This is a genomic window from Chthoniobacter flavus Ellin428 (genome assembly GCF_000173075.1).
GTDB classification, from domain to species: domain Bacteria; phylum Verrucomicrobiota; class Verrucomicrobiia; order Chthoniobacterales; family Chthoniobacteraceae; genus Chthoniobacter; species Chthoniobacter flavus.
In genome coordinates this window covers 82332-98040 of sequence record NZ_ABVL01000002.1, presented here as the reverse complement: position 1 = coordinate 98040, position 15709 = coordinate 82332, and the positions used below count along the sequence as shown (strand labels likewise).

9 protein-coding genes and 1 other RNA gene are annotated in these 15709 nt (G+C 60.0%); 3 read left to right on the top strand and 7 right to left on the bottom strand.

Annotation, left to right across the window (positions count from 1 at the left end):
• The first annotated feature begins 51 nt into the window (after positions 1-51).
• The gene (locus CFE428DRAFT_RS03270; RefSeq protein ID WP_006978007.1) at positions 52-1113 is read left to right on the top strand and encodes a suppressor of fused domain protein; all 1062 of its coding nucleotides are present in this window, start codon (positions 52-54) and stop codon (positions 1111-1113) included.
• Positions 1114-1351: 238 nt separating this feature from the next.
• The gene (locus CFE428DRAFT_RS03265) at positions 1352-4897 is read left to right on the top strand and encodes a trifunctional glycoside hydrolase family 18/polysaccharide deacetylase/glycosyltransferase family 2 protein (protein WP_006978006.1); all 3546 of its coding nucleotides are present in this window, start codon (positions 1352-1354) and stop codon (positions 4895-4897) included.
• A gap of 99 nt (positions 4898-4996) precedes the next feature.
• On the opposite strand, the gene CFE428DRAFT_RS03260 is transcribed toward CFE428DRAFT_RS03265, so the two are convergent.
• On the bottom strand, positions 4997-5647 hold the full coding sequence (locus CFE428DRAFT_RS03260) for an OmpA family protein (RefSeq protein ID WP_042724336.1): 651 nt from the start codon (positions 5645-5647) through the stop codon (positions 4997-4999).
• 156 nt (positions 5648-5803) lie between these two features.
• On the opposite strand from CFE428DRAFT_RS03260, the gene rnpB reads away from it, so the two are divergent.
• An RNA gene (gene rnpB, locus CFE428DRAFT_RS33025) (RNase P RNA component class A) lies at positions 5804-6228 on the top strand.
• Between the two features lie 117 nt (positions 6229-6345).
• Here rnpB and CFE428DRAFT_RS32875 read toward each other — a convergent pair.
• The 6 genes from CFE428DRAFT_RS32875 to CFE428DRAFT_RS03230 all read right to left on the bottom strand — a co-directional run bounded on the left by CFE428DRAFT_RS32875 (position 6346) and on the right by CFE428DRAFT_RS03230 (position 15688).
• Complete coding sequence (locus CFE428DRAFT_RS32875; protein WP_049975525.1) at positions 6346-8955, bottom strand: PAS domain S-box protein; 2610 nt, start codon at positions 8953-8955, stop codon at positions 6346-6348.
• 35 nt (positions 8956-8990) lie between these two features.
• Positions 8991-9446 carry a response regulator gene (locus CFE428DRAFT_RS03250; protein WP_006978003.1) on the bottom strand — a complete coding sequence of 152 codons (456 nt, stop codon included), beginning with the start codon at positions 9444-9446 and terminating at the stop codon, positions 8991-8993.
• Positions 9430-12105, bottom strand: coding sequence for a PAS domain S-box protein (locus CFE428DRAFT_RS35295; protein ID WP_006978002.1), 2676 nt, complete (start codon positions 12103-12105; stop codon positions 9430-9432). Before CFE428DRAFT_RS35295 ends, CFE428DRAFT_RS03250 begins: the two co-directional genes overlap by 17 nt.
• Before the next feature lie 202 nt (positions 12106-12307).
• Positions 12308-13399: a substrate-binding domain-containing protein gene (locus CFE428DRAFT_RS03240; protein WP_006978001.1), complete on the bottom strand. Its 1092-nt coding sequence runs from the start codon at positions 13397-13399 to the stop codon at positions 12308-12310.
• Positions 13400-13454: 55 nt separating this feature from the next.
• The gene (locus CFE428DRAFT_RS03235) at positions 13455-14408 is read right to left on the bottom strand and encodes a CNNM domain-containing protein (RefSeq protein ID WP_006978000.1); all 954 of its coding nucleotides are present in this window, start codon (positions 14406-14408) and stop codon (positions 13455-13457) included.
• Positions 14405-15688 carry a hemolysin family protein gene (locus CFE428DRAFT_RS03230; protein ID WP_006977999.1) on the bottom strand — a complete coding sequence of 428 codons (1284 nt, stop codon included), beginning with the start codon at positions 15686-15688 and terminating at the stop codon, positions 14405-14407. The genes CFE428DRAFT_RS03235 and CFE428DRAFT_RS03230 overlap by 4 nt, the downstream gene beginning before the upstream one ends.
• Between the last annotated feature and the right edge of the window lie 21 nt (positions 15689-15709).

Sequence of the window (15709 nt, the reverse complement as noted above, 5' to 3'; positions counted from 1 at the left end):
CGGCGCACTTCGAGATTGAATTGCGAGAGTCTCCTCGTACTCGCTGAAGACATGAGTAACGACGATGCCACCCCCGGTTGGGACGCAATCAACCGCACATTGAAGCCAATCTACGGCGAGCAGGAGCCGCTGCATTGGGGAACGATCATGCGCTTTTCTCTTGGGGGGAATGATCCGCTCGATGGAATTTCGGCCTATCGACGGACGGATCCCGTCCCACACTGGCATTTCGTGACCTTCGGTTTTTCCGAGCTCTACGCGAAAGAAGCGGAGGATACGGAATGCAGCGGATACGGCTTTGAGCTTACTTTTCGCCTGCGCACCGAGACTTTCGATGAGCCGCCTTCGACTTGGGTGCTGAACTTTCTGCAGAATCTAGCGCGCTATGTTTTCTCGTCAGGGAATGTCTTCGATGCCGGGCATTACATGGATCTCAATGGTCCGATTGCCTTGGGCGTGGAGACGAAGATTCGTGCCATCGCCATCGCCCAGGATTCCGAATTGGGCCGAATCCAGACGCCCAACGGCGAGCTCACTTTTCTGCAAGTCGTCGGCATTACGCTCGACGAGCTCTTCACTGCCAAAGCGTGGGACACAAGCCGACTACTCGAAACCATCCAGCCGCATTTACCATTGTGGATCACGGATCTGACGCGGTCGTCTTTCACCGATGACCTTTCAATCGCGTGCACAATTCAGGCGGGCATCGAACGGGATGGCTCGTCGACCGCCTTTCTTTTCGTGGGCGCGACAAGCTGGAAACTCGAGCGCCCGTTGCTGCGCAGCGAACGCTTGGTCCTCACGCTGGGGGCCAATGGTGTCCGTAATTTCGTAACCGTGCTCCCCAACCGTATCCCGTTTGGTCGATCGCTGGACGTGGCCTCCAGGGAAGGACGTGTCCACTTCGCTCCCGCAGACGAATGCGCGTGGAATGCGATGGGCGAGGAAGAACTGGTTGTTCATCTCACTGCCGCCGCAGCACACGCGCTGGTCCGAACCGTGATACCCAAACAAGGCACCTACATGATTTCTCAATTTCCCAATTTTGTCGTTCAGGTCGTAAAGAGCGAAATCAAGGATACCGAGGGCAAAGTCGTCGAGGTGATCGGTTGAGCTGTGTTGAGATTTTACGACTGCGGAATCGGGGGCGGCCCTGCAGAGTGATCAGTATTTAGTATTTAGTATCAGTCGAACCTCACTGATTACTGCTTACTCATCACCGCACCCTCCACGCTCGACACTCCACCCCCTGCCCGCTACGAATTCCTTCCCGATCGTCCTCCCCCAGGCGACCGCCATTTTCACCGCAGAAACATCCGAGCCAGACTCGAGGTAAAAAGAGCCGTCGTCCTTGAATACTCCGCAGATATTTTCCGATCCCACCGGTCGCCGAAAGCTGCTCATCGGCCTGCTGGCCACAGTGCTCCTCTTCCTGCTGGTGGTCATCGCCTCGGCGTTCTTCTTCAGCCTGCGCAATCGCACCGGCGGCCGGGCCAATCTCGCCATTCTCGATACCACCGCGCCGGTCGCGCCCAAGCCGGGCACATCGCCGATCATTTACTCCACGCGGCGCGCACCGGTGAGCAATCAATTGCTCGAGAGCTACCGCCAGGACTCCCTCGCGGCGATCGAGAAAGCCGAGAAGCAGCAAACCGCCAAAAAGGCGGGCGCCAAGGCCGCGTCGACCCTGGAAGTCACGCCCCCCATCGGCCAACCTGAGTTGCCCAAGATCGTGGTCGGCTTCTACGCTCCGTGGCAGGAAACCGGGCTCAACTCACTGCGCAATAACGCCGACCGCATTACGCACGTCATTCCCGACTGGGTGCACCTCTCGGCGGATGGCGCCGCGCTTGATCTCACCGACTGGCAGGTGCCCGAAAGTTCGCGCTCCGTGGAGGTCAAGCAGATTGCCCAACAACACGCGCTGCAGATCTGGCCGAGCCTGAACAATTACAGCGATCCGAATTTCGATCCCGCTCGCGCCCACAAGCTCCTGCAAAGCCCGGCGAATCAGCAGAAAGTCGCCGCCGCTCTCCGCGACTGGCTCGTGCAGCAGGGCTACCAGGGACTGAACCTCGACTTCGAAAATTTGCAGGAAGCCGATTACCTCAAGCTCGGCGATTTCGTGAAGCTGCTCGGCGATACGCTGCACGCCGCCAAACTCGGCCTGAGCATGGATCTCGAGGCTGAGCGTTTGAAGAGCAAGGCGATGCCGGTCTACGTCAAAGCCAACGACTTCATCGTACTCATGGCCTACGACGAGCACGATTCCAGCGCGGCTCCTGGGCCGATCGCCTCGGTGGGTTGGACGTCGAAGCTCCTCCTCGACGCGATCAAGGTCGTCCCGCGAAACAAGCTCGTGCTCGGCATCGGCGCCTACGGCTACGATTGGACGGACGGGCAGAAGACCGCCGAGGACATCACCTATCACAATGCACTATTGCGCGCCCGAGACTACGGTCCGGCGGGACAGGCCGAGCAGGTCGTCCGCCTGGATAGCGACAGTCTGAACCCGCGCTTCGAGTATGCCGACGAGAAAGGCGTGAAGCATAAGGTGTGGTTCCTCGATGGTGTCACCGCTTTCAATCAATGGTCGCTCGGCCGGCAGGCCAATGTGCGCGGCGCAGCATTGTGGCTGCTCGGCTCGGAAGATCCGACGGTGTGGTCGGTGCTCGATCGCCATGTCCTGATGAAGGAAGCGAACGGCGCTGCTCTCGAAAACATCAGCTTCCCCTATGCCGTCGAATTCACCGGCGAAGGCGAGATCCTCTCCGTGGTCGCGGAGCCCAGTCCCGGCAGTCGCAAGCTGACCTTCGATGAGAAGAGCGGCCTGTGCACCGACGTGCAGTACCAGCATTTCCCCTCGTGCTATGTCATCCAGCGCCGGGGATATCAGCCGAAGAAACTGGCCATCACTTTCGATGACGGCCCAAGCGCGGAGTTTACGCCGCCGATTTTGCAGGCCCTCCGCGAGCAACAAATTCCTGCGACCTTTTTCGTCATCGGCCAGAATGCGGCGACGTATCCGGGGCTCGTGCAGCAGATCTGGCAGGACGGTCACGAAATCGGCAACCACACTTTCACGCATCCGAATCTCGCTGTGGTCAGCACCGACCGCGAAGTGCTGGAAATCAACGGCACCAAGCGCGCGCTGCAAGGGATCCTCGGCCGGTCCACCATTTGGTTTCGCCCGCCTTATCAGGCTGATGCGGAGCCCACGAGCGCGGAAGAGGTGCGGCCGATCGTGACCGCTGCGCACCTCGGTTATGCGATGGTCGGCGAACTCATCGATCCGCAGGATTGGAACCTGTGGCAGGGCGAACTCGGTTACCAGACCCGCCGGACGCCCGAGGATATCGCCAAGTCGGTGATCGACCAGGTGGGCAGCCTCAAGGCGAATATCATCCTGCTCCACGATGCGGGTGGCGATCGCTCCGCGACAGTCAAGGCGCTCTCCATTTTTGTGCCGAAGCTTCGGACGCAGGGTTACCAATTCGTGCGCGTGTCCGATCTCGCCGGCGCCACCCGTGAGCAGGTGATGCCCTCGCTGACCACGAGCGAGAAGCTCATCACTTCCATCGACCGGCTGATGTTCGCGCTGATCTTTGGCATCCTGCGATTTCTCAGCATCGCATTTGTCGTCGCCATTGCGCTGGGCATTGCTCGCGTGGCGTTTGTCACGTCGCTCGCCATCTGGGTCTATTTCCGCTCCAAGCCCCGCGGTCGGCCAATTGAAAATCCGCCACTCGTCAGCATCATCATTCCCGCCTACAACGAACAGTCCGTGGTCGGTCGCACGATCCGCAGCGTGCTCGCCAATGATTATCCCCACATGGAGATCATCTTTGTCGACGACGGTTCGACCGATGGCACCGCCGACGCCGTGGAGCAGGAATTCGCCGGCCACGAAAAGGTGCGGGTGGTCCGCCAGGTCAACGGCGGCAAGGCGTCGGCCTTGAATCACGGTATCCTCGTCTCGAAGGGTGAGATCATCGTGGGGCTCGACGCGGATACGCAGTTCCGCAAGGAGACGATCACGCGGCTTATCCGGCACTTCCGCGATCCACGGGTGGGCGCCGTGGCCGGCAATGTCAAAGTCGGCAACCGCATCAATCTCATCACGCGCTGGCAGGCGCTGGAATACATCACCAGCCAGAACGTGGATCGCCTCGCCTATGCGCAGCTCAACGCGGTCACCGTAGTGCCCGGCGCGATCGGGGCCTGGCGGCGCACTGCTCTCGATGAGGTCGGCGGCTATCTCACCGACACGCTGGCCGAGGACATGGACCTCACGTGGCGCATCCGCCGCAAGGGCTGGAAGATCGAGACCGAGGCTGGGGCGGTCGCGCTCACCGAAGCGCCGGCCACCACACAGGCCTTTTTCAAGCAGCGCTTTCGCTGGAGCTTCGGCACACTGCAATGCTTGTGGAAGCACCGCCGCGCGCTCTTCCGCTACGGGTGGTTTGGCTGGGTGGGACTGCCCACGCTGTGGCTGTTTCAGATTCTCTTCCAGGTCATCGCGCCGCTGGTCGATTTGCAGGTACTGTATTCGCTCTGGTCCTTTGGTTCGTCGTGGTTCTCGGAGCACTACCTCGGCATCGTGAACCAGGCGGCCACTCCACCGGGCGCATTGCTCCAGCAGACGTTGCTTTTCTACGCACTCTTCTACGCCGTCGAGCTCGCCGGCGCTGCCGTGGCCGTGGCCATCGATCGGGATGGCTGGCGCCTGCTCCCGTGGCTCTTCCTGCAACGCTTCTTTTACCGGCAGCTCATGTACGCCGTGCTTTGGAAAGCCGTCCTCCGCGCCTTCCTCGGGGAGCGCACCGGTTGGGGAAAACTCGAGCGCCGCGGCACGGTGACATTGGAACCGACGTCTTCGGGAGGAAGCACGGCATGAGCATGACTCTTAATCGTAATCTTTGATCCTTAATCCTTAATCTCGCAGGCCGGATTAAGGATTAACGATTAAAGATCAAAAATTAAGGATTAAGGAATGCTACGGCACCAGCGTCCAGATCTCCGCGACCCGATTCTCGCCGGGGTTCTTCGGATCGAAGAGCAGCGGGCTGCCCATCGGCACTGTCTGAATGACGTTGTGCACGCCGCATTGCTTGCGCAATAGGTCCATCACACTCGTCGCGCGTTCGGTGGAGAGTTGCAGGTTCTTCTTCTCATCGCCGTGCTGGTCTGCGTAACCGAGCACGACGAAGATCGCCGCAGCATCCCGCGCCATCGCGGTGAACGACGCTTGCTTGCTTGCTTTCACCACCCGCGCCGTCTCCTTCTCCGAAACACGGGTGCGGCCCGTTTCGAAGGATACGGTGAGCAGACGCTGCAGATTCTGCGCACGTTCCACGTAGGCGTAGAGTCGCTCCTTGTTCTCGGCGGTGACGTTTGGCATCCGGTCGATGCGCTTGAGCACCTCCTGCCGCTCCGCGCTCGTCACGGAGGGCTTTTCCGGCGGCGCCTCGGGCGCCGGTGTCGGCGTGGCAGCCACGATCGGCTTCGAGTCCAGTTTGGGCCGGCTCAGCTTCCAGCCAATCACGACCGCAACGAACATCAGCGCCAGCCCCACGGCGAAAAACAGAAACATGCCTGCGCCGCCGGAAGACGGTGTGGAAGTCTTCGAAGGATCGTTTTCGGCCATAGGAACGGCGAGATGTAACTTTGCCCGCGTGTCGCCTCAATTTCAAAAGGATCCGGACGGTAAAACTTTTGTGTCTTTTATGCCTCTTTGTGGCCATTCCCCCCTTGGAGGATAAATTGCCTTTGCCGAAAGCATGCCTTCACGGCATAGTCCAAGCGGTGGCAGATGATCGCTGTCGGCGCGAGCTGGCAGAGGAAAGTCCGAACACCACAAGGCAGCATGCCGCGTAAAACACGCGGAGGCGCCGGGCCCAAGCCTGGCGCGATGGAAAGTGTCACAGAAAACAAACCGCCCGCGGCGCAAGTCGCGGGTAAGGGTGAAAAGGCGGGGTAAAAGCCCACCGCCCGGTGCGCAAGCCCCGGGGCACGACAAACCCCATGCGGTGCAAGGCAAAACAGGGAGCTGGGCCGCCTGCCCGGCTCTACCTCGGGCGAAAGCCTTGGGTAGAGCCACTCCCGGGTAATAGTCGCACCAGCACGTCGCAAGGCGTGCGGCGATCCGCGCAAGCGGGTCGAGAGAAATGATCGTCACCGGCGCGGGCAACTGTGCCGGAACAGAATTCGGCTTATCGCCGCCAAAATGAAGGCGCTTTCCGTCAGGAGAGCGCCTTCGCTTTTTGGGGCGAGGAAGATGGGAGCGATAGGAAGGATAGGAGGTATGGGCGTCCTCTTCTTCCTATCGCTCCTATTCTTCTTATCTCAGGAATCCAGCACCGTGCGCACCGCCTTCAGCAGGGTCGCGGTGTTATACGGCTTTTTCAGAAAGGTCTGCACTTCCGCCCGCTGCGCATTCGAGGGCACGCCACTCACGGCAATGAGTCGCACATCCGGCTTCATCCGGCGGAGCGCATGGATCAGCGCGGGGCCATCCATTCCCGGCATGAGGATGTCGGTGATGACGAGATCGATCTCCGTCTGGTGCTGCGCAAAGAGCGAAACGGCTTCGTCGCCGCTGTTCGTGGCGAGCACGCGATAGTTGTAAGCGGCCAGCGTTTCCCGCGTGATTTCGAGAATCGCCGACTCATCATCCACGATCAGGATTTCTTCGTTGTGGCCATGCAGGGATTCCGGCCCTTCATCCTGTGCGTCTGCCGGCGTCTTGATCCCCGTGGCGGGCAGGTAAATGAAGAAGGTCGTCCCCTTCCCGGCTTCGCTCGCCACTTCCAAGAAGCCCCCATGCGCCTTCACGATGCCCAGGACAGTGGACAAGCCGAGGCCCGTCCCTTTGCCGGCCTCTTTCGTGGTGAAAAATGGCTCGAAGATTTTCGGCAGGACATCGGCCGGAATGCCACTGCCGGTATCGGAAACCTTGATCTCCACGAACTGGCCGGAGACCGGGTCGCGATAAAATTTGGTCAGCCGCCGGTCCAGCGTTACGGCACCCACATCGATACTGATGCTTCCGCCCCTGGTCATCGCGTCCCGCGCGTTGACGAAAAGGTTGAGCAAAATCTGGTGCATCTGCGTGGCGTCGCCTTCCACTTGCGGCAAATTCTCGGCCACCTTCGAGCGCACGGTGATGTCGCGCGGGAAAGTGTCGCTCGCCAGTTTCACCACTTCGCTCACGAGCTGCGGCATCTTGAGAATGGTCTTCTCCCCATCGATACCGCGGGCAAAGGAAAGAATTTGCTTCACCAACTCAGAGCCGCGCTTCGCGCTGGTGCCCACCAGTTCCAGCAAACCCTTGTTGCCGGGATTGCGCGGATCATTCTGGATGACCTCCACCGCCATCATGATCGGGCCGAGGACGTTGTTCAAATCGTGAGCGATGCCTCCGGCCAGCGCGCCGATGCTCTCCATGCGCTGCGTGCGGAGGAATTGCGCCTCCATCTTTTTCTGCTCGGTGATGTCACTGTTGATGTAAAGCACCGACGTGGGCAGGCCCGAGGCATCGAGCACCAGAGTCTGGCGGCATTGCACGACGAGTTCACGACCCTGCCGCGTCTGCTGGCGCAATTCGCCGATCCACTCGCCCTTTTCTTTCACTGCACGGCGGATGCCTGTCCAGTCAGCCGGCTCCTTGCCGAAAAGGATTTCATGCACCTGCCGGCCCACCGCTTCCTCGGGCGCCCAGCCGTAAAGGCGGCTCGCCCCTTCGTTCCAGTAAACGATGCTTTGGTTCAGGTCGCACACCAGAATGGCGTCGCGTGCCTTGTCGAGCAGGGCGGCTTGCTCCTCGATTTTCTGCTCGGCTTTTTTGCTTTCGGTGATGTCCGTATTGATGACGAGAATGGATTTCGGCGCTCCGATTTCGTCGCGGATCAAGGTCCATCGACTCGCCACCACCAGATGCATGCCGGCGCGGGTCGACTGATGCAACTCGCCATGCCATTCCCCTTTTTGGATCAGGGTCTTGAGCGCCATCAGGGCCACCCGGTCCTGACAGAGCAATTGGTTGGCATTGCGGCCCAGTGCCTCGTTGGCATTCCATCCGTAGAGACGCTCCGCGCTCTTGTTCCAAAAGAGAATGCGCTGATCCAAATCGTTCACGCAGATGGCGTCACGCGCTTCGTCGAGCAAAGCCGCCTGCTCGAGGATTTGCTGTTCCGCCAGTCGCCGCTCGGTGATATCCCGAGCCACCCACAGCACGCTTTGCTTGCCCCCGCCCGGGTCGGACATGGTCTTTCCGCGCGCTTCGAGAAAGCGGACGCCTCCGTCCGGAAGCAGCATGCGATATTCAACGGCGCGGCCGGAGCCTTCTTCGATCGTGCGCTCGAAAACGCCCTTGATCCGATCCTGGTCGATGGGGTGAACGTGGGCCAGGAAATCGCTCCCGATCGCCGGTGTGGCCATGCCGAAAAGCTTGCGATGCGACGGACTGCTCAACACCACACGGCCCTGAAGGTCCACCACCGACACGAGGTCTTCCACATTCTCCATGATGTTGCGCAGGAGCCCATCGCGCTCGTGCAACTCTTCGACCATGCGTTCGCGAGCCCGGCGGGCGGCGGCATCCTTCAGGGCGCGCCGCACGGCGGCGACCAGACGCTCGGGGCGCTGTTTCAGGATGTAATCCGTCGCGCCATTCCGCAGGCTTTCGACGGCGGCTTCCTCACCGAGCGTGCCGGAAAAGAAGATGAACGGAACTTCCTCGCGCATTTCACGCGCGAGTTCCAAGGCCCGGCCGCCGTCGTATCCCGGCAACGAGAAATCCGAAATGATCAGGTCCGCTTCTTCTTTTTCGAGGAGCGTTTGAAAGGTCTCGCGATCCTGCGCGTAAACCATCTCACAATCGATGCCGTTGTTTTCCAGCATCGCCGCTACCAATTCCCGATCCAGCAGATTGTCCTCAAGATGGATAATCCGCACTCGGCGAATTCCGTCCCCTGCTGGCTGCGACGAGTTCATGCAATCACCGGCGTCACGGGAGGCGGTTCATTGATGACCGCCCAGAAGCACCCGAGCTGCTTTACGGAGTCCATGAACTGCGTGAAGTTCACGGGTTTCACCACATAAGCGTTCACCCCCAGTTCGTAACTGCGCACCAAATCCTGCTCCTCCCGCGAGGACGTCAGCATCACCACCGGAATCCTTTTCATATCCGGATCGGCCTTGATCTGCCGCAGGACTTCCAGGCCATCGACCTTCGGCATTTTCAAATCCAGCAGGACCACGACGGGAAGATCGTTGGGGCGATCCGCAAACTTGCCGCGTCGATATAGGTAATCCAGCGCTTCAGCTCCATCGCGCGCGGTGTCCACTTCATTGGCTACATTGTGGGTCTCGAGTGCCGCAAGGGTCAGCTCGATGTCATGCTCGCTATCTTCGACCAGGAGAATACGCTTAACTTTGGCTGTCATGTGATGAAGTAACTGGTTCGGCAATGGATAAATTAGAGCCGCTCGCAATTGGCAAGGTGAAATAAAAGGTAGCTCCCTCTCCCAGCTGACTTTCCGCCCATACCCGGCCCCCATGTCGGACGATGATCCGCTGGACATTTGCGAGACCAATGCCGGTGCCTTCGAATTCTTCCGCCCGATGTAACCGTTGAAAAACACCAAAAAGCTTCCCCACGTACGTCATATCAAACCCAACGCCGTTATCGCGAACGTACAGCGCATCTTCATCACCTTTTTTCACATATCCTACTTCGATCACGGCAGGGTCTTTTGGACGTGTATATTTTACCGCGTTGGCCAAAAGATTGACAAGGACCTGGCGCAACAAGGCGGGATCGGCATCTGCAGCGGGTAATTCCTGTCGCTTCCAGACGACATTGCGAGCACTGGTTTCGATACGCAGCTCCTGTATGACTTCGTCGACGAGCGCATTCAAATTAACGTTTGTCCGCTTCATCTCCGCGCGACCGATGCGTGAGAATACGAGCAGGTCGTCAATCAGCGCCCCCATTCGCTTGGCCGAATCGGAGATCGTCTTGAGATAGCGCTTTCCTTTGTCATCCAAGGTCGAGCCCGCATGGTTACCGAGTAAGTCGGCGAAGCCATCGATATGTCTCAGCGGCGCCCGTAAGTCATGTGATACCGAGTAAGAGAAAGCTTCCAATTCCGAATTGGCCGCCCGTAACTGGTTATTCGCCGCCTGCACGCGTTGGGAACTGCGGAATACCTCGGCTTCCATGTTATCGAGCCGATTCTTGATTTCCACGTTCTGTCCCGCCTCCCGTTTCTGCTTCACGAAATCCGTGACATCCTCGACGCGGTGGATGAGGTACTCGATGCGCCGGTCCGCGCCCAGGACCGGCGAATTCACCGGACTCCAGTAACGCTCCTCGAAGGTTCCGTCGGGCCTCCGGATATCGTATTTCTGGATGGCCATCGTCTCGGAGCGGTGGCTCTTCAATACCCGATTCAATGACGCCCGCAAATTGGTCTCACCGGTGGCGTTCGGATCGTTCGGATTATCCGGGAAGACGTCGAAGAACTTGTGACCGAGAAGCCCCTCGCGCTCCGTCATGGTCGCTTTCAAAAAGGCATCGCTCACCGCGACGATGCCGAAATCGGGCGTGAGCACGACGTAGAGCCCCGGCAACGAATCGAACAGTGCACGGAAATGCACGTGCATCTGCTCGATGCGGTGGCGCTCGGTGACGTCGCGGACGAGTTTCACGAAGCCCTTCAATTGTCCATTGGCGTCGCGCACCGCGGAGATGATCGCATTGGCAAAGAAGCGCGTCCCATCCTTGCGCACGCGCCAGCCTTCATCTTCCACGCGCCCCTTTTCCCGCGCCTCAGTCAGTTCGCGTTCCGGTTTGCCGGCGGCAACATCTTCCGCCGGATAGAATCGGGAGAAGTGGCGCCCGATAATCTCCGTCGATTTGTAACCCTTGATGCGCTCAGCGCCGCGGCTCCAGTTGGCCACCTTGCCGTCGGGATCAAGCATGAAAATGGCGTAGCCGGTCACCGAATCCACGATCGTGCGATAGCGCTCCTCGCTCGTCCGCAATTCCTGCTCGGCCTTTTTGCGCACGGTGATGTCCTCCATCGCCAGCAGCACGGCCTCGCTTTGACTCTCAGGCCGGGAGAGCTTGCAGCCATTGAGCAACATCGTCCTATGGCTGCCGTCGGCGTGCTGATATTCCCACTCCAGATCGTCGAAGCGCTTGTCGAACTTCAAGGCCTCCTGCAGCAGTTTCCCGAGTTCCGGTCCATTCCATTGACCACTGCCAACTTCGACCAGGAGGTGATGTTCCGTCTCTTCCGGGTTGGAGCCAAAGGTGCCGTAGTAAGCGCGATTGGCGCGCTCGATCCGCATGTCCCGATCGAGCACCACGAGAGGCTCCCGCACCGTGTCCACAATGCTTTCGGCATAGTCCCGGGCCGCTTGCTGCAACTGCGTGGACGTCTTTCGCGCCCGCAATTCACGGCGGGTGGTGATCACCGACACCAGCATCAGAACGACCATCGCCGCGCTGCCCAGCACCACGGCGGTGAGCGTCGTGCGCGAAGCCCAACGTGTCGCCTCCGATTGTTTGGCGAGCAGTATTTCCTCAACGTCGCCCATCTGCCGGATCTCCTCGCGAACTTGTTGCATGAGTTGACGTCCCTCCGACCCTCCGACCATGCCGACTGCGGCGTCCGGTCCACCCGATTCCCGTGCTTTGATCTGGTCTCGCAGCCGCGTAATCCTTTGCTCCAGCAAAGGCTGCAGATGATCCAAATGTTTCACCTGCTCCGGATTGTCCGTGGTCAACGTCCGCAACCTCTCCAGCGAGGCGTGCGCCGCCTGCAAACTCGGCTCGAACGTCTCGAGAAAGTCCGCCTTGCCGGTGAGTAGAAAACCGCGCTCGGCGGTTTCCGCGTCGACGATCTGGACGGTGGCGCGTTCCAACTCCAGGCGCACTTCCCGCGTGCGGTCCACCCATTGCAGTGTGTCGAGCATGCGCGAGGTGCTCCAGAACGCGAAACCAGCGACGAGGAGGATCAAGGCAATTAAGATGACGGCGATGACTCCATTCGTCGTCTCTCTCCGGCGCACCGTCTTGGGAGGACTTTGATCCATGAAATACCTAGGCTTTAAATCTCGCCCTTTCCCGTACGGTGAACTTCTTCACGGAACAATGAAAAAAATCTCCTGCCGTCATTCACCACATACAGGATGTAAACAATAGTTGCTCGCCTCGCTGGTCGGATTCGTGACGGAAGCGGAGCGAAAATTAGCTTGTCTCATGGGTTCTGGGGGAAGCTGCACATTCAATGCGATATCATGCGCCGCGTCTCACTTCGCCAAGCGATTCGCCGGGAAAAAAGCGGGGCATGATGCGCACGCAATTCGAGCGGCTCGTATCTCCCGTGACCATCTTGCAGACAATGCGCGAGAGACGGCGGGCGTGGATTTCCGGGTCAGCGTTGTAGCGGGCGAGTTGTGGTGAAAAGTATTCTTGAAAGTAGTCGCTGTCGCGAGAGATGACCGCGACGTCGCGCGGCACGCGCAGACCTCGTCGCATCAATTCACTGGCCGTCATCAGCGCCGGCATCGAACGCGCGACCAAAAATGCCGTGGGGGTTTCGGTGGCCGAGAAGAGCCGCTGCAAATGATGTCGAATGCTCTCCGGCGTGCCGGCGTGATGCACGATTATCGGCGTCGCCACCCTGCCTGTCCTGGTTTGAAAGGCTTCCAGAAACCCCGCGGCGCTCTCGCGATCCCCCGCTCCTTCCTCGCTTTCCATCAACAGCACGATCCGACGATGACCCCGTTGCAAAAATTGCCCGGCGGCGTGTCGACACACCGCCCGGTAGTCGAAATCCACCGACGCCAGTTCGATTCCCGGATACGTCGAACCTAGAAGCACCGCCGGCAGATCGCTCTTCATAAACCAGCGCTGCATGCGCTCGTTCGTCATGAGCAACAGCCACGCTCCCGCCGGCGCCTGCTGGGTCAACGCCGCGAGGTCTTTTTCCGGCCGGCGCGAATACCAGCGGCGTCCGCTGTGGATTTCGAGTTGCAGCCCCGCCTGGGCCAGCAATTCGCGCAGCCGATCCATCCAGCACAGTGCAAAAGGCGGTATCTCCTGCAGCGGTAACGGCGTGAGCACACCGACCGTGCGCAACCGCTCCACCGCCGCACCCTTCGCCCGGCCGACGATCTGGCGCTGCCGCCCCTGCGCCACCTTCACCCAGCCCTCCGTGTGCAAGACCTCCAGCGCCGCGCGGAGCGTTGGCCGGCTGACGTTGAGCTGCCGGCTCAGTTCCCGCTCACCCGGCATCCGTTCCACCCACACGCCCTCGCGCAACGCCCGGCGCAACGTCTCCGCCGCTTGCTCAACCAGGGAGGGACGTGGAATGGCCAGGCTCACGGCGAAGCATCATGCGCTTCCTCCGTCGCCTGGTCAATTCACTTGACCAGTGTCCCTACGCCACGGCAACCGTCACCAATCGGCGGATCAGATCCTCCCACGTCACCACACCGATCTGTTTGCCGGTGGCGTCGAGGACGACGGCCATGGTCACGCGAGCGGCGCGCAGCTTGCGCACGATGCTGTAGGCAGGTTCGTCGAAGTTCACTTTCACGATGCGGCGTTGATACGACTCGATCATGCTCTGGGAGCGGCCATCGAGAGCAATGTCGAGCACGTTGATGAGGCCGACGATCTCACCAGCTTCATTGGTCACCGGCCAGCGGTCGGTGTTGCAGCGGCGGCTCCGCTCGGTGAGTTCCGAAACGGGAACGCTGGCAGCAATGGTTTGCACATTGGCCAGTGGCAGCATGACGTCGGATGCCTTGATGGCGCGGAAGTCGACGACGTTGTGAATCATCTGGCGCTCGTCCTTGCCGATGGCACCTTGCCGCTCGCTTTCGATCGTCAGATATTTGAAATCCTCGCGGGCGACGAAGAGCTTTTGCCTTTCTCCGGCCCGCTCACCGAGCAGCATTTTCGACATTTGCCAGCCAACGAAATGGAAAGGCGAAAGAATCAAGTCGGCCAGGCGCAAGGGACCGCTGATCGCCGCCAGCGAGCGATAGGGAAAACGGCGGAAGAGCGATTTCGGCAATAGCTCCAGACCGATGAGGTAAATGGGCAGGAAGACGACTAGAGCGATGAAATAGCCGGCATTGCCGAAGTGCTCGACGAACTGCTGCGTCGCCAGGGTCATGGCGAAGATGTTCATCAGGTTCGTCACCAGCAGCACGGTCACGAGCAGGCGTTCCGGTTGCTCGAGCAGCCGGTTGAGCGTAATCGCCGCTTTGTCGCGGTGTTTCATCCGGTGCTTGAGGCGCACGCGGTTCACGGAAAGCAGGCCAGCCTCGATGCCGGAAAAGCAGAACGAGACAACAAAGCAAATCAACACCGCGAGCCAGATCATTTGCCCTCCTCCTCTTCCGCCGTCACTTTGCCTTCGGACGGCGTCTCGCGGACGATGAGCACTTCCTCCACGCGCTTGCGCGAGGTGCGGCGCACGGTGATTTTCAAGCCGTCGATGTCAAGTTGCGTGCCCGGACGCGGCAGGCTGGCGAGTCGATTAAAGATGAGACCGCCAATGGTATCGATACCTTCCTCGTACAACTCCGAACCGAGCATTTCATTGATGTCCTCCAGACGCGCGCTGCCATTGACGATGAGTTGCCCGTCACCGATGGCCTCGATGTAGAGCCCGTGCTCGGCGAGGGGCACGGCGTCGCTGATGATTTCCTCGACGATGTCGGCCAGCGTGACCACGCCCTCGGTGCCCCCGTGTTCATCCACCACAATGGCGATGCCCTGCGGGTGATTGAGGAAGTTGCGTAGCAGATCGAGGGCTTTCATCGTCTCCGGTACAAACGACGGAGGGAGGAGCCGCTCGGTATAGGGCGCGCTGGGATCGAGCAGGAAATCGCGGGCATCGAGAATGCCAACGATGTCATCGGGCGTTTCGCCGTAGACCGGGACGCGGCGATAACGCTTGGCGCGGAGACGCGGGATGAGTTCCTCGTTGGTCAGGTCGTCGGGCAGGTTAAAAGTATCGACGCGCGGCGTCATGCAATCCCGCGCTGTCTTGTCGCCGAGCTTGATGATTTCATGGATCATTTCGCTCTCGGTCTCGTGCAGCGCCCCCTGTTCCGTACTCAGGTCCACGAGGGTGCCGAGTTCTTCTTCACTGAGATAGTGGGCGGTCTTGAGCGGCGCAGGCGTGATGGCCTCGGCGATTTTCTCGCTGATGCGCTGCAGCACGCGAGAGATTGGGTCGACGACCGGCATGAGCGGAAGCAGGATCCGCACGCCGATGCGGGTAAAGCGATAGGGATCGACCAGCGCGGCGACCTTCGGAACCAGGTCGCAGACGAAGACGACGAGGGTGAAGATGAGGAGCGCCGCGACCCAGAACGGCACGACCGCCCCCTCCATCCCGCGCAACAGAAAAAGGCACAGGAGGATCAGCGGAAAATTACTGAGCGCATCGCAGAGCAGGATGACGCTGAGGAGGCGACGCGGGTTTTCCAGCAGTTCAGCGAGAGCCGCGGCGAAATCCGCCCGGCGTTTCCGCAGGCGCTCGACGTGATAGGGCTGCAGCGAAAAGAGCGCCGTCTCAATAGCCGAGAACACCGCGGAGGCGGCGACGAGGATGAGCAGGATAATGACGATGACTACCAGCGCGCCCGTGGTCATCGTGGCGCATCCGAGAAGGAC